21 protein-coding genes and 1 tRNA gene are annotated in these 19627 nt (G+C 56.5%); 6 read left to right on the top strand and 16 right to left on the bottom strand.

Annotated elements, in window-relative coordinates:
* Window positions 1–3 precede the first annotated feature (3 nt).
* From THS5294_RS14540 to THS5294_RS14530, 3 genes are all read right to left on the bottom strand, one after another.
* Window positions 4–972 carry a glycine betaine ABC transporter substrate-binding protein gene (locus THS5294_RS14540; RefSeq protein ID WP_081945916.1) on the bottom strand — a complete coding sequence of 323 codons (969 nt, stop codon included), beginning with the start codon at window positions 970–972 and terminating at the stop codon, window positions 4–6.
* Between the two features lie 88 nt (window positions 973–1060).
* A complete protein-coding gene (locus tag THS5294_RS14535) occupies window positions 1061–1810 on the bottom strand; it encodes a class II aldolase and adducin N-terminal domain-containing protein (protein ID WP_058124324.1) in 750 nt (249 codons plus the stop codon).
* A gap of 46 nt (window positions 1811–1856) precedes the next feature.
* The gene (locus tag THS5294_RS14530; RefSeq protein WP_058124323.1) at window positions 1857–2282 is read right to left on the bottom strand and encodes a VOC family protein; all 426 of its coding nucleotides are present in this window, start codon (window positions 2280–2282) and stop codon (window positions 1857–1859) included.
* A 50-nt stretch (window positions 2283–2332) separates the two neighbouring features.
* Here THS5294_RS14530 and ade point away from each other — a divergent pair, with 50 nt between their 5' ends.
* From ade to THS5294_RS14510, 4 genes are all read left to right on the top strand, one after another.
* The gene (ade, locus tag THS5294_RS14525; RefSeq protein ID WP_058124322.1) at window positions 2333–4117 is read left to right on the top strand and encodes an adenine deaminase; all 1785 of its coding nucleotides are present in this window, start codon (window positions 2333–2335) and stop codon (window positions 4115–4117) included.
* On the top strand, window positions 4114–5598 hold the full coding sequence (locus THS5294_RS14520) for an AMP nucleosidase (protein WP_038004050.1): 1485 nt from the start codon (window positions 4114–4116) through the stop codon (window positions 5596–5598). The genes ade and THS5294_RS14520 overlap by 4 nt, the downstream gene beginning before the upstream one ends.
* Window positions 5599–5717: 119 nt before the next feature.
* Window positions 5718–6008 (top strand): HU family DNA-binding protein, encoded by a 291-nt coding sequence (locus THS5294_RS14515; protein WP_038004049.1) that lies wholly within the window; start codon window positions 5718–5720, stop codon window positions 6006–6008.
* A gap of 78 nt (window positions 6009–6086) precedes the next feature.
* Window positions 6087–6953 (top strand): DMT family transporter, encoded by an 867-nt coding sequence (locus THS5294_RS14510; RefSeq protein ID WP_058124321.1) that lies wholly within the window; start codon window positions 6087–6089, stop codon window positions 6951–6953.
* 3 nt (window positions 6954–6956) lie between these two features.
* Here the strand turns inward: THS5294_RS14510 and aroC are convergent, their stop codons facing one another.
* From aroC to dapF, 9 genes are all read right to left on the bottom strand, one after another.
* The gene (gene aroC / locus THS5294_RS14505; protein WP_058124320.1) at window positions 6957–8060 is read right to left on the bottom strand and encodes a chorismate synthase; all 1104 of its coding nucleotides are present in this window, start codon (window positions 8058–8060) and stop codon (window positions 6957–6959) included.
* Window positions 8061–8169: 109 nt separating this feature from the next.
* Window positions 8170–8988, bottom strand: coding sequence for a cytochrome c1 (locus THS5294_RS14500; protein WP_038004046.1), 819 nt, complete (start codon window positions 8986–8988; stop codon window positions 8170–8172).
* An 18-nt stretch (window positions 8989–9006) separates the two neighbouring features.
* A complete protein-coding gene (gene petB / locus THS5294_RS14495) occupies window positions 9007–10353 on the bottom strand; it encodes a cytochrome b (protein ID WP_038004045.1) in 1347 nt (448 codons plus the stop codon).
* Between the two features lie 18 nt (window positions 10354–10371).
* Window positions 10372–10932 (bottom strand): ubiquinol-cytochrome c reductase iron-sulfur subunit, encoded by a 561-nt coding sequence (gene petA / locus THS5294_RS14490; RefSeq protein ID WP_038004043.1) that lies wholly within the window; start codon window positions 10930–10932, stop codon window positions 10372–10374.
* A 177-nt stretch (window positions 10933–11109) separates the two neighbouring features.
* Complete coding sequence (locus THS5294_RS14485; protein WP_058124319.1) at window positions 11110–11541, bottom strand: GNAT family N-acetyltransferase; 432 nt, start codon at window positions 11539–11541, stop codon at window positions 11110–11112.
* 14 nt (window positions 11542–11555) lie between these two features.
* Window positions 11556–12155 carry a glutathione S-transferase family protein gene (locus tag THS5294_RS14480; protein ID WP_038004040.1) on the bottom strand — a complete coding sequence of 200 codons (600 nt, stop codon included), beginning with the start codon at window positions 12153–12155 and terminating at the stop codon, window positions 11556–11558.
* Window positions 12156–12203: 48 nt separating this feature from the next.
* Window positions 12204–12830 carry an FMN-binding negative transcriptional regulator gene (locus tag THS5294_RS14475; protein WP_058124318.1) on the bottom strand — a complete coding sequence of 209 codons (627 nt, stop codon included), beginning with the start codon at window positions 12828–12830 and terminating at the stop codon, window positions 12204–12206.
* 2 nt (window positions 12831–12832) lie between these two features.
* Entirely contained in the window at window positions 12833–14086 is a 1254-nt protein-coding gene (mtaB, locus tag THS5294_RS14470) for a tRNA (N(6)-L-threonylcarbamoyladenosine(37)-C(2))-methylthiotransferase MtaB (RefSeq protein ID WP_058124317.1), read from the bottom strand.
* The gene (dapF, locus tag THS5294_RS14465; RefSeq protein WP_058124316.1) at window positions 14083–14898 is read right to left on the bottom strand and encodes a diaminopimelate epimerase; all 816 of its coding nucleotides are present in this window, start codon (window positions 14896–14898) and stop codon (window positions 14083–14085) included. Before dapF ends, mtaB begins: the two co-directional genes overlap by 4 nt.
* 107 nt (window positions 14899–15005) lie before the next feature.
* On the opposite strand from dapF, the gene THS5294_RS14460 reads away from it, so the two are divergent.
* A tRNA-Lys gene (locus THS5294_RS14460) sits at window positions 15006–15081 on the top strand.
* 260 nt (window positions 15082–15341) lie between these two features.
* Window positions 15342–16118, top strand: a complete 777-nt coding sequence (locus tag THS5294_RS14455) for a glycosyltransferase family 25 protein (RefSeq protein ID WP_072936602.1) — start codon at window positions 15342–15344, stop codon at window positions 16116–16118.
* 16 nt (window positions 16119–16134) lie between these two features.
* On the opposite strand, the gene THS5294_RS14450 is transcribed toward THS5294_RS14455, so the two are convergent.
* The 4 genes from THS5294_RS14450 to THS5294_RS18400 all read right to left on the bottom strand — a co-directional run.
* A complete protein-coding gene (locus tag THS5294_RS14450; RefSeq protein ID WP_072936603.1) occupies window positions 16135–16863 on the bottom strand; it encodes a hypothetical protein in 729 nt (242 codons plus the stop codon).
* A gap of 357 nt (window positions 16864–17220) precedes the next feature.
* Entirely contained in the window at window positions 17221–17784 is a 564-nt protein-coding gene (locus tag THS5294_RS14445; RefSeq protein ID WP_058124314.1) for an LbetaH domain-containing protein, read from the bottom strand.
* Window positions 17785–17876: 92 nt separating this feature from the next.
* Window positions 17877–18791 (bottom strand): FkbM family methyltransferase, encoded by a 915-nt coding sequence (locus THS5294_RS14440; RefSeq protein ID WP_058124313.1) that lies wholly within the window; start codon window positions 18789–18791, stop codon window positions 17877–17879.
* 87 nt (window positions 18792–18878) lie between these two features.
* Window positions 18879–19627: hypothetical protein (locus THS5294_RS18400; RefSeq protein ID WP_158508605.1), on the bottom strand; the 749-nt coding region annotated here is incomplete at its 5' end.

Here is a 19627-nt window from a genome sequence, read left to right as displayed (position 1 = left end):
CGCTTACTTAATCAGCGCGGCCAGTTTGGCCTTTGCCTCGTCGTTCAGCCATGCGGACCAAACCTCGGGGTAGGTCGTCAGGAACAACACCGCCGCCTCTTCGTTTGACAGGCTGTCGGCCTCTTGAGCGGCCAAAACTGCGCCCATCTGAGCGTTGGTAAAGGACATTTTGGTCAGGAACTCCGCAACCGCAGGCTCCCGCTCCGCGAATGCGGTGGTCGCGGCGGTCACGACGTTGGCGCGGGGATAAGCCGAAAGGCCCGGCGTGGCGCAATCCTCTAGCCCGTTGCAGGTGTGGATCTCCGCGTCGTAGGGCGGAAATTCGACCTGAACCATCGGGTATTTACCCAGCACCGATGTCGGCGCCCAGTAGTAGCCGAACCACGGCTCACGCGCTTCATATGCGGCGGCCAATGCGGCGGCCAAGGTCTCACCGGAGCCGTGCTTGAACCGCTCAATGCCCGCATCAACCAGCCCTGCGGCCTTGAGATTGTTGAAGTTTGTCACATCGCAACCCCAGCCCGTGACACAGTCGTGGAACATCCCACCGACCAGTTCGGGGTTCGCGCGGATGCCTTCCAGCGTGGCCAGTTCAGGGTGTTCTTCCACCAAATAGGCGGGGACCCACCATGCCTCAACGCCGCCATCCGACAGGACTTTGGACATTTCGGTCAATTTGCCCTCGGCGATCAGGTCGTCATAAACCTCAGTGTAGCTGGTCCACAATTCCGTCAGAATGTCAGGCTGGCCCGTTTCCGCAACGGACGCCATGGCCGGCACCGTTGTCGTGGGCACCACGGTCACGTCACAGCCGTAGCCTTGTTGGATCAAGAAGCTCGCCACCGATGTAACCACCGCCGCAGAGGCCCAGTCCATCTCGGTGATCGAAACCTCGCCGCAATCGGCGAATGCGGCAGTGGTGCTGAGCGCACCGGCGGTCAATGTAGCGGCGGCAATCGTTCTCAAATGCATAATAGGCTCCTTGTTAACCCCGCGCAGACCTCCGCGCGGGTGAAAAAATCATCGTTATAATCCGCCACTTCGCGGCAGAATTGAACCGCTAAGTCGCGTAGGCATCGCCCTCTGCGTCAAGAAGCGCCTTTAGCTCTGACAAGAATTTCTCATCGTCGCCGGAATACTCTTCAATCTCACGGGCGGTTTTCTCTGCGACCTCATCCGACAGGATGTTCAGCGGCTGACCGGTTTGCAGGGCGCGGATGTAGTTGGCGCAGGCGCGCTCAAAATAATAGAGCCGGCCAAACGTCTCACCCACGGTGTCGCCAATCACCATCACGCCGTGATTGCCCATCACGAGGACCTTCTTGCGCGGGTCGTCCAACAGTTTGGCACAGCGCGCGCCCTCTTCTTCTAGCGCTAAGCCGCCATAAGCAGGGTCCACCGCAATCCGGTTAAAGAACATTGCAGCGTTCTGTTCCAACGGGGGCAGGACCGGATCCTTGAGGCAGGCCAGAACCGTCGCATAGGGCGAATGGACGTGCATCGCGCACCGCGCGTGCGGGCACAGGCGGTGCAACCCACCGTGCAACCCCCACGCCGTTTCATCGGGGGCATTCGGGCCCTGCAATGTCTCGGGGTCGTTTGCATCGACGACGATCAGATCGCTCGCCCGGATGCGCGAAAAATGCATCATGTTCGGGTTCATCAAAAACTTGGACCCGTCCTCATTGATCGACAGCGAAAAGTGGTTGGCCACCCCCTCGTGCATGTCCATCCGAGCCGTCCAGCGGAAGGCCGCAGCCATATCCACCCGCTCCGTCCAATTCCCGATATTCGCGCCGGCACCGTCCATGTTTTTCCTCCCGTTTAATGTATACATTAATGTATACATTGTGGCCCTAGTTTTTCAGGGGCCTTGATGGCACCCAAGCGTACCCGCTGGGCGATAGAATGTAAGCCTCGCAGAGACCATGGGGTTTGTCCGTCGGAGACTGCAAAACCACGTCGCCCCGAATCGTCGCGCGGGCCACCGCAGGCTCTGGCGCAATGTCGTACAGCCGCAATTCCGCCCCGCCCCCGCGCGGTGGATTTTCGGGCACCAGACCCAGCAAAGGGTTAGCATGATAGGTGCCATCACTGTGCAGCTGAAGCACCGTTCCCCCCGATACCAAAATCGCGAAATCATCCGATACGCGGTGGGCGGTCATCTCGAACACCTCGGTCAAGAACGCCACCTCATCGGCGACATCCACAACCAAAAGGTTGATCCCGAAACCACGCAGACCCGCACCGAACGCCTCGGCAGAGATCGTATCATAGTCCATTGGCCGCGCTCCCGTCTTGCGCCTTTAGCCTGCCCGTGTCAGCCTAAGTTATGCAAGCAAAAGATATTACGTCTTGGGCGGACTGCGCCCCTACATTAATCGCCGTAGCCGCCGGGCGAACACCTGCGCAAACCGTGGTCCGTGGCGGCCGCGTGGTGAACGTGCACACCCGTGAAATCCTTGAGTGGGACATTGCCATCGCGCAAGGGCGTTTTGCCTATGTCGGCCCCGATGCAAGCCATTGTATTGGCCCAGATACCCACGTGATCGACGCGGCTGGGCAATATGTCATTCCGGGCCTGTGCGATGCCCATATGCACATCGAAAGCGGGATGCTGACCCCGGCTGAATTTGCCGCCGCGGTCATCCCCCACGGCACGACCTCTATGTTCACTGATCCCCATGAAATCGCGAATGTTTTGGGCCTGAGCGGTGTGCGCTTGATGCATGATGAGGCGCTGTTGCAGCCCATCAGCATTTTCACCCAGATGCCCTCCTGCGCGCCCTCTGCGCCCGGCTTGGAAACCACCGGCCATGAGATCACTCCGGACGACGTGGCCGAGGCGATGGCGTGGCCCGGCATCATTGGTCTGGGTGAGATGATGAACTTTCCCGGCGTCGTGAACGGCGACCCCAAGATGCTGGCCGAAATGGCTGCGACCGCGCGGGCGGGCAAAACCATCGGGGGGCACTATGCCTCGCCGGATTTGGGGCCTGCGTTTCATGCCTATGCGGCGGGTGGTCCGGCGGATGACCACGAGGGCACCTGTGAGGACGACGCTGTTGCCCGCGTGCGCCAAGGGATGCGGTCGATGATGCGGCTTGGCTCCGCGTGGTATGATGTCGAGAGCCAGATCACCGCAATCACGGAGCGCGGCCTTGATCCGCGGAATTTCATCCTCTGCACGGATGATTGCCACTCTGGCACGTTGGTGAATGACGGGCATATGGACAGGGTTGTGCGCCACGCGATTGCCTGCGGGTGCGACCCATTGATCGCCCTGCAAATGGCCACCATCAACACCGCCACGCATTTCGGGCTGGAACGGGAATTAGGCTCCATTGCGCCGGGGCGGCGTGCAGATTTGATCCTGACCTCCTCGCTGGAGGAGCTGCCGATTGAGACGGTCATCGCCCTCGGCGAGGTCGTGGCAGAGGGCGGTCAGCTGCGCGCAACCTGCCCGCATATCGACTGGCCCACAGCTGCGCGAAACACCGTTCATCTGGGTAAACCCCTGACTGCGCCGGATTTTGAGATCACGGGCAGCGGTGAAACCGCCACCTGCCGCGTCATTGGCGTGGTCGAAAACCAAGCCCCCACCGAGGCCTTGATCCGCGAGCTACCCGTTCGCGACGGCCTGATTGAGGGCACGGGCGATACTTGCCAAATCGCGCTTGTGGAGCGGCACAAAGGCACGGGCGGCGTGAGCAACGCGTTCGTCGCAGGATTTGGCTATAGCGGGCCGATGGCGATGGCCTCAACCGTGGCGCATGACAGTCACCACATGATCGTCGTGGGCACATCGCGCGCGGATATGGCACTGGCCGCGAACCGCCTTGCGCAGGTCGGCGGCGGGGTCACCGTGTGGCAGGACGGGCGCGAGTTGGCCTTGGTTGAACTGCCCATCGCGGGCCTCATGTCCGACAGCCCCGCCCATGAAGTCGCGGCCAAAGCAGACGCCATGGTGGCCGCGATGCAGGCCTGCGGCTGCACCCTGAACAACGCCTATATGCAGCATTCTCTGCTGGCTCTTGTGGTCATCCCCGCCCTGCGGATCAGTGACCTTGGGCTGGTGGATGTCACGAAATTTGAGCTTACGGAATTGACCCTATGAACGCCCCCCGCGCGACGACCAAAATCTCTAGCCCGCCTGACGCGGAGCCAAAACGCTTCACCGATCCTGCTGCCGCTGTGGCCGAGCTTCAACGGCTTTACACCGAGGCCACCGGTTTTTTGAACGGCGCGTTCAACCGCGCCACGGCGGAGGGTGATCCCGGCTGCCGTTTTCGCGCCTATTACCCGGAAATTCGTTTAACAACGCGCAGTTACGGGCATGCTGACAGCCGCCTCAGCTTTGGGCATGTGGCCGAACCCGGGGTCTATGCGACCACGATCACCCGCCCCGATCTGTTTGCGCATTACCTGACGCAGCAGATCGCGCTGTTGATCAAAAACCATGATGTGGGCGTCTGGATCGGGTGGTCGCAGACACCGATCCCGATCCACTTTGCGGTGCTAAACGACGACAGCCTCAGCGTGCCCCAAGACGGGGTTTTGCCGTTTTTGATGCGGGATATTTTCGATGTCCCGGACCTAAGCACCACAAACGACGATATCGCCAATGGCGTGGGTTTTGCGTTTGAGGATGGTGCAAAACCGCTGGCGCCCTTTACGGCGCAACGGATTGATTATTCGCTCGCGCGGTTGGCGCATTACACCGCGACCGACGCGGAGCATTTTCAAAACCACGTCCTGTTCACGAACTACCAATTCTATGTGGATGAGTTCGTGGCCTATGCCCGTGCGGCCCTGCGGGACCCTGCGTCGGGGTACACCGCGCTGGTGGGGCCGGGCAACGTGGTCCTGACGGACCCCGACGGTGATCTGCCCGAGCCTGCCAAAATGCCCCAAATGCCGACCTATCACCTAAAGCGGGGCAAAGAGGCGGGCATTACGTTGGTCAACATCGGCGTGGGCCCGTCCAACGCCAAAACCGCGACGGACCATATTGCCGTGTTGCGCCCCCATGTTTGGCTGATGGTCGGTCATTGCGCGGGGCTGCGAAATTCGCAATCGCTGGGGGATTTCGTGTTGGCGCACGCCTATCTGCGCGAAGATCACGTGCTGGACGATGACCTGCCGGTATGGGTGCCGATCCCCGCCTTGGCCGAGGTGCAGATCGCGCTGGAAACCGCCGTGGCCGAGGTGACCGAGCTGGAGGGGTATGAGCTAAAGCGGATCATGCGCACGGGCACCGTCGCCACGATTGATAACCGAAACTGGGAATTGCGAGAGACATCCGGCCCGGTCAAGCGGCTGAGCCAGTCGCGGGCCGTCGCGCTGGATATGGAAAGCGCGACCATCGCGGCCAACGGTTTCCGCTTTCGCGTGCCCTATGGAACGCTTCTGTGTGTGTCGGACAAACCCCTCCACGGGGAGCTGAAATTGCCCGGAATGGCGTCGAGTTTCTACAAGTCGCAGGTCAGTCGGCATTTGCTGATTGGGATCCGCGCCATGGAGAGCTTGCGCGAAATGCCCCTCGAACGGCTGCATTCGCGCAAATTGCGCAGCTTTGAAGAGACCGCTTTCCTCTAAAAGGGCAAAATAACGTAGAAAACTGGGGGTCAGGGCACACAACTTGTTGTGTGTCCCCACATCATTCGGCTAGAATCATATGAAACAACCGCCAGGGTTAAAGCTTTGAGGAGATCGACATGGCAACTAAACCAATGACAAAGACCCAGCTTGTGGCCGCATTGGCAGAGAAGATGGACACGGACAAAAAGTCCGCAGGCGCCGCATTGGACGCAATCTGCGAACTGATTACGACCGAAGTTTCCGGCGGTGGCGCAGTGACCCTGCCCGGCATCGGCAAAATCGCCTGCCGTGAGCGTCCCGAGCGTATGGTTCGCAACCCCGCCACTGGCGAGCAGTTCAAGAAAGACGCAGACAAGGTCGTGAAAATGACCATCGCCAAAGCGCTGAAAGACAGCGTGAACGGCTAATCGCTTCTTGAGCGTAGAATTTAAGGGTCGTCTTCGGGCGGCCCTTTTTCTTTGCAGATATCCATGTGATAGAAACCTATGGATTTTCGCGCACTTTTTCTGGGGCTGGCCTTTGCGCTAATGTGGTCGTCGGCCTTTACGTCGGCGCGGATCATCGTGGCCGAGGCACCGCCCATTCTGGCGCTGGCATTGCGGTTCGCGATTTCGGGTGGTGTTGGTGTGGCCTTGGCGTTGGCCATGGGGCAGACCGCGCGGCTGACACGCGGGCAATGGACCGCGGTCGTCGTGTTCGGCATCTGTCAAAACGCGCTGTATCTGGGCCTGAATTTTGTGGCGATGCAGTGGATCGAAGCGTCCCTTGCCGCGATCGTGGCAAGCGTCATGCCCCTACTGGTCGCTGTCTGTATCTGGGTCTTGTTCGGAGAGCGCACCCGCCCGCTCGGCGTGGCCGGGTTGATCGCGGGCACATTAGGTGTTGCTTTGATTATGGGCACGCGGGTGCAAGGCGGCGCGGATATGCTGGGCATCGTATTTTGCCTGATCGGTGTCATGGCGTTGACGGCCGCAACGCTTGCGATGCGGGGCGTGTCGGGCGGCGGCAATTTGATGATGGTCGTGGGCTTGCAGATGCTGGTGGGCTCTGCCGTGCTGACACCGCTCGGCTTTGCGCTTGAGACATGGGACGTCACGTGGACCCCGCGCCTGATCACGGCGCTTGCCTATACGACGCTGGTGCCGGGGCTGGCCGCAACGTGGGTTTGGTTCACGCTGGTGGACCGGATCGGCGCGACACCTGCCGCGACATTTCACTTTCTCAACCCGTTCTTTGGCGTGGTCGTCGCGGCCCTATTGCTGGGTGAGCGGATGGGCATCGCGGACGCCGTGGGCGTTATTGTGATCGCCGGCGGTATTCTGGCCGTACAAGTCAGCCGGATGCGCGCCTAGCACCTAGCCAATCGCGCCTTGGTTTTCGCCAACTTGGCCACGGTGCAGCAGGATATGATCCAACAGGACGCAAGCCATCATCGCCTCACCTACGGGGACAGCGCGGATGCCGACACAGGGGTCGTGGCGACCCTTGGTGATGATCGTCGTCTCTTCGCCGGACTTGGTGATTGTGCGCCGCTCAGACAGGATGCTCGACGTTGGTTTGACCGCGAACCGCACAACGACGTCTTGGCCCGTGCTGATCCCACCGAGAATACCGCCTGCGTGGTTTGAGCTGTATTCCGGCCCGTTTGGACCCATGAAAATCTCATCTGCGTTGTCACGACCCGTGAGGGCGGCTGCGGCCATGCCCTCACCGATCTCAACGCCTTTGACGGCATTGATCGACATCATCGCGGCGGCCAGATCGGTGTCCAGCTTGCCATAGATCGGCGCACCGAGGCCGGCGGGCATGCCGCGTGCAGTGACCTCAATCACGGCGCCGACGGAATTGTGATCATCCTTGCGGAGCCAATCGAGATGCGCCTCAAACGCGCTGGCGGCTTGCGCATCGGGGCACCAGAAATCGTTACGGTCGATTTCATCCCAGTCGAACTGCGCGCGATCAATGCCAAGCGCGCCCATCTGCACCATGTAGCCCGTGATTTGCAGGTCCGGCACCATCTGCGCAAGGGCCGCGCGGGCAATACCGCCAGCAGCCACCCGCGCGGCCGTTTCGCGCGCGCTGGACCGACCGCCCCCGCGATAGTCGCGGATACCGTATTTCTGCCAATAGGTGATGTCCGCATGGCCGGGGCGGAATTTCTCGACGATGTCGCCGTAATCCTTGGACCGTTGATCGGTGTTTTCGATCATCAGTTGGATCGGCGTACCCGTCGTGCGGCCCTCAAACATGCCGGACAGGATACGCACGGCATCGGGTTCTTTCCGCTGGGTAGTGTTCTTGTTCTGGCCGGGCTTTCGCTTGTCCAACCACTGCTGAAGGAACGCCTCATCCACCGCGATACCGGGGGGGCAGCCGTCAACCGTGGCGCCCAAGGCGGGCCCGTGGCTTTCGCCCCAAGTGGTGACGCGGAAGAGATGTCCGAAAGAATTCATCGACATGGGCAGTGCTCCTTTGCGAGCATTGGTCTAGCGGGCAGCAAGCAGGCCCTCAACATGAAAAAAGGGCGCGAGACCAGCCCGCGCCCTTTTTCAATCATAACTAACGCGCTTATTCAGCGGGTTGGCCAGCAGCTTTGGCTTTCTTCTTCACCGGCGCCCAGAGGCGTTTGTTGGTGAGGTAGAGCAGAACCGTCAGCAAAGACAGCAGCAGAACAGAGGTCAGACCCATCTGTTGACGTGCCATCATCTTGGGCTCAGCCGTCCACATCAGGAATGCGGAGACGTCCTGCGAGATCGATTCCAGGTCCGTTGCCGCACCATCGTCGAACTCAAGGTCGTCACCCCAAAGTGGGGGGGCCATGGAAATCCAGCCGCCGGGGAACGCTTTGTTTTCGTACAAAACAGTGCCAGCTTCTTCTTTTTCCTCACCGGTGTAACCCGCCAGCAGGGAGGCGATGTATTCCGCGCCGCCCATGCCTTTGAACAACTGGTTCGTACCAAGGCCGTAGGGGCCGTGGAAACCAGCGCGTGCCTTTGCCATCAGCGACAGGTCAGGTGCGCCAACGCCGTTCACGGCGGGGAAGTTGTCGGACGGAACCGCCTGACGGAAGTCACCTTCGCCGTCGTTCAGGGACGAATCCCAGACTTCGAAGTTGGAGGTGTAGGCTTTCATCTGGTCTTCGGGGAGACCAACGCCACCCTCGTCCGACAGTGTGCGGAAAGGCACGTACTGAAGGCCGTGGCAGGAGGCGCAGATCTCGGTGTAGACCTTGAGGCCGCGTTGCAGTTGGTTTTGGTCAAATTTACCGAATGGACCCTCAAAGGAGAAGGCGTAGTCGGTCACATAACCAGCCCCACCGGCGGCGATGGCAGGAGTTCCTGCCAAGGCCGTAAGCGCCGCTGCGGTGATCGCAAGTTTCTTGAACATGTGTCAGAGTCCCCTGTCTTATTCGGCTGGCGAGGCGGCAGGAGCGCCGTCTTTGCCATCCGAGGACTTGAATTTGGCGTTGAAGTCATCTTCGATCGTTGCAGGCTGAACGTCTGGCTTCTCGAGGACACCCAAAAGGGGCAGGATCACGAGGAAGTAGGCGAACCAGTATGTTGCACCGATAAGAGCGATGACCGGGTAGATGCCTTCGGCAGGCATTGCGCCAACCCAAGTCAGAACCACGAAGTTCACCACGAAGATCCAGAACCACCACTTGAACATCGGGCGGTAGCGGCCGGAGCGGACGTTGGACGTGTCGAGCCATGGCACCAGAGCCATCACCACGATCGCGCCGAACATCGCAACCACACCAAAGAACTTCGCATCGACGATGCCACCTGTGAGGAAGCCCACAAGCTGCACAAGCCAGACCGTGTCATCGAATGCGCGCAGGATCGCGTAGAACGGCAAGAAGTACCATTCGGGCACGATGTGTGCGGGCGTCGCCAGAGCGTTGGCTTCGATGTAGTTATCGGGGTGGCCAAGGTAGTTGGGCATGAAACCCACGATGGCGAAGAACACAGCCAGGATCAGGGCCAACGCGAACAGGTCTTTGATCACGAAGTAGGGCCAGAATGGCAGCGTGTCTTTTTCGGCTTCTGCTTTGGACGTGCGGCGGACTTCGACACCGGTTGGGTTGTTGTTACCCGTGGTGTGGAAGGCCCAGATGTGCACGATCACGAGACCGGCAATCACGAACGGCAGCAAGTAGTGCAGCGAGAAGAAGCGGTTCAGCGTGGCGTTGTCCACGGCGGGTCCGCCCAGCAGCCATGTTTGCAGGCCTTCACCGATGAACGGGATGGCACCAAACAGGCCGGTGATCACGGTCGCGCCCCAGAAGGACATCTGGCCCCATGGCAGCACGTATCCCATGAACGCAGTCCCCATCATCAACAGATAGATCAGCATACCGATGATCCACGTGACTTCGCGGGGTGCTTTGTACGAGCCGTAGTAGAGGCCGCGGAAGATGTGCAGGTACACAGCAACAAAGAACAGCGACGCGCCGTTCATGTGCAGATACCGCAGTGCCCAACCGCCGTTCACGTTGCGCATGATGTGCTCAACGGAGGCGAACGCGAAGTCCACATGGGGCGTGTAGTGCATCACCAGAACGATACCGGTGATGATCTGCAGTGCCAGCGTAAATGTCAGCACGATGCCCCAGATCCACATCCAGTTGAGGTTCTTGGGGGTGGGCAGCATCAGTGTATCGTACAACAAACCTACGATTGGCAGCCGCTTGTGCAGCCACTTTTCACCGCCGGTTGTTGGTTCGTAGTGGTCGTGGGGAATTCCGGACATGGTCGTATTTCTCCCTGATTAACCGAGTTTAATTGTTGTTTCGTTGACGAAAGACGCAACGGGGATGGGCAGGTTTTCGGGCGCCGGGCCACGGCGGATCCGGCCTGAGGTGTCGTAGTGCGACCCGTGGCAGGGGCAGAACCACCCACCGTAGTCGCCGGCACCGTCGCCGATTGGTACACAACCAAGGTGCGTACACACCCCGATCATCACCAGCCATTCGCCGGTTTCATCCAGCGCGCGGTTTTCATCGGCAGCGTCTGCGCCGCTGATGTTGCGGTTCCGAGCTTCGCCATCAAGCAGGTCGCCCAGCTCAACGGTGCGCGCAGCTTCGATTTCTTCGGCTGTGCGGCGGCGAATGAACACGGGCTTGCCCAAGAACAGAACGCTAATCTGCGTTCCTTCAACAACGCCCGAAACGTCCACCTCGATGGAGGACAGAGCCTGCACGTCCGCGGATGGGTTCATTTGGTTAACAAGGGGCCAAACCCCGGCGCCAACCGTGACAGCCCCCACACCAGCGGTGGCGTAGTAGAGAAAATCCCGACGAGTGTCGGTCTGATCGTCTGCGTGTGACACGTAGGTATCTCCCGTGTTGTGTACCGGACGCCTCGCGCGCCCCAGCGGTTCAAACGAAACAGGGCGCGCGGGAATCCCTTTGCGCCCAAATTTGGTGCCTTCTAGCAGGACCTAGCGAGCAGTGCCCAGCGGACAAACGCGCGCAGGTGCGCCCGATTGTCGCGGAGCGGTCGTAACTTAATCCCAAACGGGGGGTGCGAGCGTCATTTCCATCTCACGGTGATCGATCCCGGCGTCATCGTAGACGGGGCCATAAACCGCAAACCCTAACTTGGTGTAAAACGGGATCGCGGTGACTTGGCTGCCCAAGACCGCCTTGGAAAATCCGTCTTGGGGAAGTTCGCGCACGACGGTTTGCATCAACAATGCGCCTGCCCCCTTGCCCCGATGCGCCTTGAGAACGGCAACGCGTTGAATTTTCGCCGTTTCATCCATCGGCTTGACCCGCAGTGTGGCGATGGCGATTTCGCCTTCCCACAACAGGTAGTGATGGCAATCGTCATCGAGACCGTCCATTTCTTCGGCCTCACTGACGCCCTGTTCTTCGATGAACACGGCGCGGCGGATGGCCTGGCAGGCCGCGATATCGTGGGTTTCTTCGACGCGCATGTGCGGCTGGTCCTTCATGCTGGTTTGGTTTGCAGCATGGCGGGGCGCGCGGCGAAATCCTTTTCCCACGCGGCCAGCACATCACGCCCAGCGCGCCAGTTCCGATCCGCATGGCGCAGGTCCAGATAGCCCAGCGCGCAACCAACGGCGATGTGGCCGGCATCAACGGGACCGTGCAGGTGGCTCATCCAACGGGCGCCCAGCGCATCAAGGGCGCGCTCAACCTTGCCCCATTGCGCGTCAAACCACGCGGGCCAATGCAGCTCCGCGGGGCGAAGACGCTGTTCATAGACGATGCCAATGGCGGCATCCATAATCGCGTCACCTGTAGCCTCTAGGGTCAGGGTCTCCCACAGGCGGGCATCGGGGTACAACGCCCCGTCGGCGCGGGCATTCAAGAACCGGCTGATCACGCGGCTATCGTACAGTGCAGGCCCCTCATCGCGCAAAAGCGCGGGGATTTTGCCCACAGGGTTCGCCGCAGACAACTCGGGCACGTTGGCCATGGGGTTGGTTTTGGTGTCCACGACCTCTACGTCGCTTTGTTCGGTTTCCAAAAGCACCACGCGGACTTTGCGCGCGTAGGGCGATGCGTCAGACGCCAAAAGTTTCATGTCCCCTCCCTGGGAAATCTTATCCTGAGGTAAGCTAGCGCGGTGTCCCTACGGAGAAAAGGGTCCGCGCATCAGAGCCGCCAAAAGTCGGACCTCTGAGCCGGTGCCAAAGGCCTCCATCTGATCGGCGGCGCGCAGGCGCACATCATCAGGTTTGTTCTGATTAAGCTTCCATGTCCCTTCGGTCGTGGTAACGGCCATCCGGCAGGGTACGATCTGGCGCATCATACTTTCCAGCACCTCGGGCGTCATTTTATCGGTGGTCCAAGGGGTTTTATGCGGCAGGAGTGCTTCGAAATGCGCTGATTGACGGTTCAGCATTTCGTGCATGGCTTCTTGCGGCAAAACATCGAGCGTGCCGCGCAGATGCACAGCGACATAATTCCATGTCGGTGCTTGATCCGGGACTTCGTACCAATCGGGTGAGACGTATCCATCCGGGCCGGCCACGGCGATTACCGCGGGCTGCGCGCCGTCCTTAAGCTGCCGCAGGATCGGGTTGGAGCGGACGAGATGCAGGTCGAGGCTATCGCCCTCCGCGTTCAGCAAAAAAGGGACATGCGAGATCAGCGGTCCGTGAGATCCGTTGAGGCTGAGAACACCAAATCCGCGTTCCCGCGCGTAGTCCCGATTGCGCGTATCACTGGATTTGCGGAAGGCAGGATTGGGATGCAACGCTAGCAGCCCTGCCCGCGAAGCTGTGCGCCATCTGCACCCGTAATCTGCGCCTGCACGATCTGCCCCTCAGGGTGATCGGCATCAAACGTGACTTCGGCGAAGTGGGGCGTGCGGCCCATACGAGGGTTTTCCATCAGCACAGGCTGCGTGGTGCCCACCCAGTGCGCAAGATGTTTTTGCACCTGCGCATCCCCTGCGGCGCGCAGCCGAGCGGCGCGGTCCTTGATAATGCGACCATCCACGGGGGGCATTTTGGCAGCTGGCGTGCCTTCACGCGCGGAATAGGGAAAGACATGAAGCCACGTCAGATCGCATTCCTCAACCAGCTTGAGGCTATCGGCAAAGTGGGCCTCAGTCTCGGTCGGGAAGCCTGCGATGATATCGGCGCCAAAGGTCATGCCGGGGCGCAGGCGGCGGGCCTCTTGGCAGAATTGGATCGCGTCATCGCGCAGGTGGCGACGTTTCATCCGCTTGAGGATCAGGTCCGCCCCATGTTGCAGGCTGAGGTGTAGATGCGGCATCAGGCGAGGCTCGGTCGCGATGGCCTGCATCAGGTTTTCGTCCACCTCAATCGAATCGATCGAGCTGATCCGTAGGCGCGGCAGGTCCGGCACCAGCTTGAGGATACGCATGACCAAATCGCCGAGTTTCGGCGTGCTGGGCAGGTCCGCCCCCCATGAAGTCAGGTCAACGCCCGTCAAAACGACCTCATTGTAGCCGCGTCCCACCAGCCGCTTGATCTGTTCAACCACAACGCCCGCAGGCACCGAGCGGGAATTGCCGCGACCGTAGGGGATGATGCAAAACGTGCAGCGGTGATCGCAGCCGTTTTGGACCTGCACATAGGCGCGGGATCGCGTGCCGAAGCCGTCGATCAGATGGCCCGCCGTTTCGGTGACGGACATGATATCATCGACCTGCACCTGTTCGGTCGCGCCAATCCCAAAGGCGGCCCATGTTTGGGGCTGCATTTTCTCGGTATTGCCGACAACGTGGTCGACCTCTGCCATGGCGGCAAAGCTTTCGGGCGCCGTTTGGGCCGCGCATCCGGTGACAATGATCTTGGCATCGGGATGGGTGCGGCGCAGCTTGCGAATATCTTGGCGGGCCTTGCGCACAGCCTCGGCGGTGACGGCGCAGGTGTTGACGATCACGGCGTCCTTTAGGCCGGCTTGCGTTGCCAATTCCTTCATCGCCTCGGTTTCATAGGCGTTCAGGCGGCAGCCGTGGTTGGAAAATACCGGGGCGTTCATAGCCAGACCCCATTGAACACATGGGCAGTGGCCCCGGACATCCAGACGCCATCGTCGCGCCAGTCGATCACGATATCCCCGCCGTCCAGGGTGACACGCACGTGACGCCCGGTCAGGCCCCGCCGCGCAGCCGCGACGGCCGTCGCACACGAGCTAGAGCCAGACGCCAAAGTGATTCCCACGCCACGCTCCCACACGCGCATCCGCAGGTGATCTGGCGCGATCAGGTGCGCTATCTGCACATTCGTACGCTCTGGGAACAATTCGTGATGTTCGTGGGCGGCACCAAAGGCCGCGAGGTCGAGGGCCTCGGCATCCTCAACGAAAAAGGTGCAGTGGGGATTGCCCATACCGGTGGCTGTGGGCCCGCCCTCGATCGGCAGTTCCAGTGTATCCATTTCACGCGCCAGCGGCACGTCCTGCCAGTTCAGCAACGGAGGCCCCATGTTCACCGAGGTGATCCCATCCCCCAGATCGCGCGCAAACAGGATGCCGCGTTCCGTGCGCAATGTCAGTGTATCCGTGCCCGTACGCCCCATTTCATAGGCCGCAATGCAGCGCGTGGCATTCCCGCAGGCCCCGGCGGTTGAGCCATCGGCGTTCCAAAAGACCAGCTCAACATCCGCCTGCGCGGAGTGTCGAATGACCGCGAGTTGATCAAAACCAACCCCGCGATGCCGATCACCGATCGCGCGAGCAAGGGCTGCGTCGACCACCGGACCAGTGGCGCGCTCATCGATCACGACGAAGTCATTGCCCAGCCCATGCATCTTCATGAAGGGCAGGCCATTAGGGAAAGAAGTGGACTGCATGGCGCGGCGTATACGCCTGTCGTGAACCTTTTGCTAGCCATGGGCAAAAAAGGTGATGATTCCGGGTTGACCACTGCGAGAGTGGCGGATAGCTACCCCGCCAGTGAGGGCCGTTAGCTCAGTTGGTAGAGCAGCTGACTTTTAATCAGCGGGTCACAGGTTCGAATCCTGTACGGCTCACCACTTTTATCTTAGAATCAAATATTTAGACGTGAGCTGTCTCTGGTGACTAGTGAACCGCGATCTTGTGGAAGCGCCGTGGAAGCGGAATGGGATGTTGCAAGCCCGTCACAGGAAATTCCAGCAAACTCAACTTTGAACCTGTTCGATCTTCGTGTTAGGCGTATTAATGGCCACTGGGCGGGAAACTTGAAACGACACCTTCATTTGAACGCCGAGGATATACGTATCGTCGCTTAGAAAAATCGGAGAGCGGTTTCGACATGAGGTGCATAGTAATTAATCTTGCTACTGCTAAGCAGCGAATGGCTTTCATGTCCTCTCAGCTAGAAGCTCTGTCTATACCGTTCCAAAGAATTGAAGCAGTAACGCCCAGTGATCTTCCCGACCCAAAATACAAGCTTAATTGGAATAGCTGGGAGCGACCGCTAAAGAACACCGAAAAAGCTTGTTTTCTGAGTCATCTAGCAGCATGGGAACAAGTCGCTACCGATGACCACTGTGCTCTCATCCTTGAAGATGATGCTTTGCTATCTCACCAGACAAAGACTGTTTTTCAGCATTTGGCTACGACAGGTGCGTTTGATCACGTTACACTCGAGGTACGGAAGCGCAAGAAGGTCGTGGCCAAGCAAAAGATATCGTCGGGGCCAAGCCACTCCTTATTGCGCTTGTATCAGGACAGAAGCGGCGCTGCAGCATATATCCTTTCGCCTTCCGGTGCACGCAAGTTGGTCGAGCGCTCGAGGAAACAGACCGCCCTCGCGGATGCAATGATATGTAAGTCATACGAACTAAAAAGTTTTCAAATCGAACCAGCCTGTGCGGTTCAGCTCGACCGGGCTTCGCTGTACGGAATACAATCCGATTTTCAGACAGTATCACAGATTGACATTGCCCAATTGGGGCCAAAAGACAAAGGCGGGCTTCATTTTCGCGCTCGTCGAGTTACTGCGCAACTTCGCATGGCTATTCGCAAGCTCAGATACGCACATGTTTCTGAATGCCGCGAGATTGAACTCAGTTCTAGCGATTTTTAAGACGATTCATTCTGACTTACCACCAACGGGTCTTCTCACGTGTGTGCACAGCGCGCATACGTTTGAATACTGTATCTTCAACTTGCAGCCTACGCCAAATCTCGGCTAAAATTGATCCTGCAAGTTGCACAGTCATAAACGGTTGAAGTCGCCACAGCATATTTCGGAGAGTATCATCCGTGCCGACGGTAAAGCATGACATGCCTTCGAAGAGCGGAACTAGCTCTTTTTGCACCCTTTCCATTGATTTTGGATCGAGAGCCAATTCATCTGCATGTCCAAGTAGTCGCTCACTTTCGTACATCTTTACAGTGTTCACGAGCGCTGAAGTGACCATAGCCGCACCACGCACAGCCATATCGTCATCATGTTCTGCAAATGTATCGCTCGCCGCAATGAGCCACCGCATGTTCAAATGTTCACAAAGAAAATCAGTCTCCTCCTCCCAAAGCAGCCGAAACTCCGAATATATCTTGGGAATTTGAAACTCACGGCGGATTAACACAATCAACTTTGCATGGTGCCATAGCAATTCTGGCTGGTTCGAAAATTCCCGCCGCAAATTATCCAAATGTTGATCAAGCGATTTTTCCGAGCCACGCGTCTGCACAGCATCGCCTAATTGAATAACATTTTCTTTCATTGCTGCAAAATCATATTCAGTACGAACATGGCGCAAAGCACCCCAGCGCTTACGATACCGATTGAATGACAAACGGCGGTGGAATTTACTAGGTATCTTCATCCCATTTCACCTTTTTGTTATATCTAAAAACAATGCGCCGCCACCAACTACGAAGCTCAATGAGCATCGACCGAATTCATCCGTAAAAACAGTATTCGCAGAAACAACACAACCGATCCATTTGAAATGACGTTACGCAACCCAAAGGCAAGCTCTCGGCATTCCACCACACTCAACTACCGATCTGTAACTTGTTTTTGTCAATCCCCCATTTAAGAACTTTAACTTTCTTAAAAGATGTCTACTCAGCCCTCACATGAAGTTAGCCGCAAAAATTACTAAATTATATTGACTGTAAATATACTACTACCTACTGCATTTCCATAAAGGCCGCTAGATTCCGAAACTTGAAATAATTTATTCGGAGTACACGATGTAAGGGACTCTCGCTACTTCTCCGTTCACATCTATCATCAAGTACTTATTGGGCTCCAAATCCTTACTCGGATCTATATCGCGGATGTAGATAGCAGGATTACCGGCCCACACCTGGCCATCAGGAATATTCGAAGTCACTACTGATTGATAGCCTATAATAACGTTATTTCCGATACTTACTGGCCCTAGAACCATACTGTTTGGATACATGGTCACATGATTGCCGAGTGTTGGGAAGCCTTTTTTATAACCAATAGTTACGCCTTGCGCAAATGCGCAATACTTCCCAAAATTTTCTGTACCAATAACAATTCCGTGAGGATGGAAGAAGTATGTTTTCCTTCTCATAACAGCTTCTTTGAGTGAAACCGCAATATCTGTATTTCGCCTTAATTTCCGAAAACGCACCCAATCCTCAAAAATATAGCCTCTATTAACTTGAACAAGCACAACCGCAGCATCAAAAATAGGGCCTATAAGAAGAGATCTCACTATTCTAAAAATAAGCCTCACATTATACTGGATAAATTTCTTCAATTTCATCGTTACAAGATCCGCCAAATCGTCAGAAGGAATATAATTCCAAAAAATCACCGCTACAGATACGCGTTACTCGAGAGTAAACCGTTCATCGTTTACTCTGTTACCCCCAAAGAATCTTTCAAATGTTTAGGGATGGCAACCATCATAGAGTGTGATTTTTTCGGTATATCCAAACCAAAAACTATGTTTGGTCGCCTCCGATTTATTTTGTCCAAAAGTTTTCTAATTTCGCGAACTAGTGAGTATTTCGTGTGTTCACGTGGGTACTCTGCCCAGCATATGGAATAGCCAAGCGAACGGAGGAAATTAATGCTGGGGGTTGATCCATCGCAAAACTCGGTTTGATGTTGCTCGAAAACGACTACTGGTTGGTGTCTACATAACGTATTTGTAGCTCCTCGCAGCACCTGAGCCTCGTAGCCTTCGACGTCTATTTTGATTAACGTGATGTCTTCTGCGAGATCGTCCAGAACAGTGTCCAGGGTTTGCAATCGGATTGGAATTCTATCATTCGCTCCGGCGCTATCTCGCATTATAAAGGATCCACCACGGTTTCCGTCCACACCAATGAGTTCAGCTCTCGCACGGGCTTCCCCAAGGCCATAATTGTAAGCAGTTATATTATTTTTTTTCTGAATATTTAGTTTCAAAAGATCATAGACTTCAGGATTTGGCTCATATGCCCGCACATGAGAAAAAATATTTGAGAAGTAAATAGAATGGTTTCCTATATTTGCACCAATATCCAATGCAATTCCCTTGCGCTCTTTACTTAATAATGGCTCAAGAAAAGCGAACAGATCATCTAAATCATCTCGCTCAAAGCATCCATATAAATTTATCTGATTCCCCACAAAGTCGTGAGCAAATATAGCTGTAATGTGACTATTTATTGCATATTGATTTGAAATCTTATTGAGCTTCTTTTCAATCAAACGCTTTATTGTGTCTTGAATGAAATTGCCTGACCTAACAGCCTTGCTTTTGAAAATAGTTTTATTCTTCATTCAGGCATGTCCTAGCGGCTGGATAAAGTGAGATTGACCTATGTCGCTCACCGTTGTTGCGTTACACAGTATAAGCAAATTTGTCACTCAACGGAAGATGCTTGTTACACCTTTTATTTCTTGAAGTTTAAATTCCGCTAGTGATACTTTAAAGCCATCACCTATATCGTTAGAAGTATACTCCCTGCCAATATCTCGGGAAGAGTTAATAAACTCTTTTAGCTTTCGGGATGCTTGCTTTTGGTTAATAAATGGTTTGATTTTTTTATTTGCTGAATAATAAAATATTTTATCACGAATATCTCGAATGTAAGGTCTGGGAAATCGAAAAATTCCATCATTCAAAAAATAGCTAGACAGGTCAAAACTTTGTGCAGTTCGATACCATGCGAGGGATAACAACACTTGATCCCACACATGTTGATTTTCGCGACACAAGCGCGCCCACTCCGTGATAAGCTGGCGAGCTGGTTCCGACTTATTCAAATAGATGAAGCCTGCTAGATCATACCAGCCATATCGACGAACAAATGAGACGTCAAACGGATGGCCAAATACGAAACTAGGAGTCCTTATTATTTCGGCGTCGGCATCAATCCAACAGATAGGGCGATCACTCTCGTTCCATATCTTTTCGATGATAGCCGCTTTTAAACCGGTATTTGCAACCCAACTTCCAAGAGACTGGATCGGTTCTATACGATGTGGCAAGCCATAATGGTCGAGTGATTGAGCAAGTTGATGCGCATACTGCTCATAGGGTGTGTTTTCGGTGTAGTACGGCTTTGTTGCACAAATCCCATCATGAGGGGATTCACTACGTGAAGCCAGCGTGG

The sequence above is a fragment of the Thalassobacter stenotrophicus genome (genome assembly GCF_001458315.1).
Lineage (GTDB): Bacteria > Pseudomonadota > Alphaproteobacteria > Rhodobacterales > Rhodobacteraceae > Thalassobacter > Thalassobacter stenotrophicus.
The sequence above is the reverse complement of the archived record's forward strand: the minus strand, read 5'-3'. Positions and strand labels throughout refer to the sequence as shown.

What these genes read in the sequence shown, in the direction of transcription:
- dapF (WP_058124316.1), bottom strand. Translation starts at nt 14,898, where the DNA reads ATGCAGTCCACTTCTTTCCCTAATGGCCTGCCCTTCATGAAGATGCAT.
- THS5294_RS14485 (WP_058124319.1), bottom strand. Translation starts at nt 11,541, where the DNA reads ATGCGCGTCGAAGAAACCCACGATATCGCGGCCTGCCAGGCCATCCGC.
- ade (WP_058124322.1), top strand. Translation starts at nt 2,333, where the DNA reads ATGCAAGCAAAAGATATTACGTCTTGGGCGGACTGCGCCCCTACATTA.
- THS5294_RS14445 (WP_058124314.1), bottom strand. Translation starts at nt 17,784, where the DNA reads ATGAAATTGAAGAAATTTATCCAGTATAATGTGAGGCTTATTTTTAGA.
- THS5294_RS14500 (WP_038004046.1), bottom strand. Translation starts at nt 8,988, where the DNA reads ATGTTCAAGAAACTTGCGATCACCGCAGCGGCGCTTACGGCCTTGGCA.
- THS5294_RS14540 (WP_081945916.1), bottom strand. Translation starts at nt 972, where the DNA reads ATGCATTTGAGAACGATTGCCGCCGCTACATTGACCGCCGGTGCGCTC.
- aroC (WP_058124320.1), bottom strand. Translation starts at nt 8,060, where the DNA reads ATGTCGATGAATTCTTTCGGACATCTCTTCCGCGTCACCACTTGGGGC.
- petB (WP_038004045.1), bottom strand. Translation starts at nt 10,353, where the DNA reads ATGTCCGGAATTCCCCACGACCACTACGAACCAACAACCGGCGGTGAA.
- THS5294_RS14535 (WP_058124324.1), bottom strand. Translation starts at nt 1,810, where the DNA reads ATGGACGGTGCCGGCGCGAATATCGGGAATTGGACGGAGCGGGTGGAT.
- mtaB (WP_058124317.1), bottom strand. Translation starts at nt 14,086, where the DNA reads ATGAACGCCCCGGTATTTTCCAACCACGGCTGCCGCCTGAACGCCTAT.
- THS5294_RS14450 (WP_072936603.1), bottom strand. Translation starts at nt 16,863, where the DNA reads ATGAAGATACCTAGTAAATTCCACCGCCGTTTGTCATTCAATCGGTAT.
- THS5294_RS14440 (WP_058124313.1), bottom strand. Translation starts at nt 18,791, where the DNA reads ATGAAGAATAAAACTATTTTCAAAAGCAAGGCTGTTAGGTCAGGCAAT.
- THS5294_RS14510 (WP_058124321.1), top strand. Translation starts at nt 6,087, where the DNA reads ATGGATTTTCGCGCACTTTTTCTGGGGCTGGCCTTTGCGCTAATGTGG.
- THS5294_RS14455 (WP_072936602.1), top strand. Translation starts at nt 15,342, where the DNA reads ATGAGGTGCATAGTAATTAATCTTGCTACTGCTAAGCAGCGAATGGCT.
- THS5294_RS14530 (WP_058124323.1), bottom strand. Translation starts at nt 2,282, where the DNA reads ATGGACTATGATACGATCTCTGCCGAGGCGTTCGGTGCGGGTCTGCGT.
- THS5294_RS14480 (WP_038004040.1), bottom strand. Translation starts at nt 12,155, where the DNA reads ATGAAACTTTTGGCGTCTGACGCATCGCCCTACGCGCGCAAAGTCCGC.
- THS5294_RS14515 (WP_038004049.1), top strand. Translation starts at nt 5,718, where the DNA reads ATGGCAACTAAACCAATGACAAAGACCCAGCTTGTGGCCGCATTGGCA.
- THS5294_RS14520 (WP_038004050.1), top strand. Translation starts at nt 4,114, where the DNA reads ATGAACGCCCCCCGCGCGACGACCAAAATCTCTAGCCCGCCTGACGCG.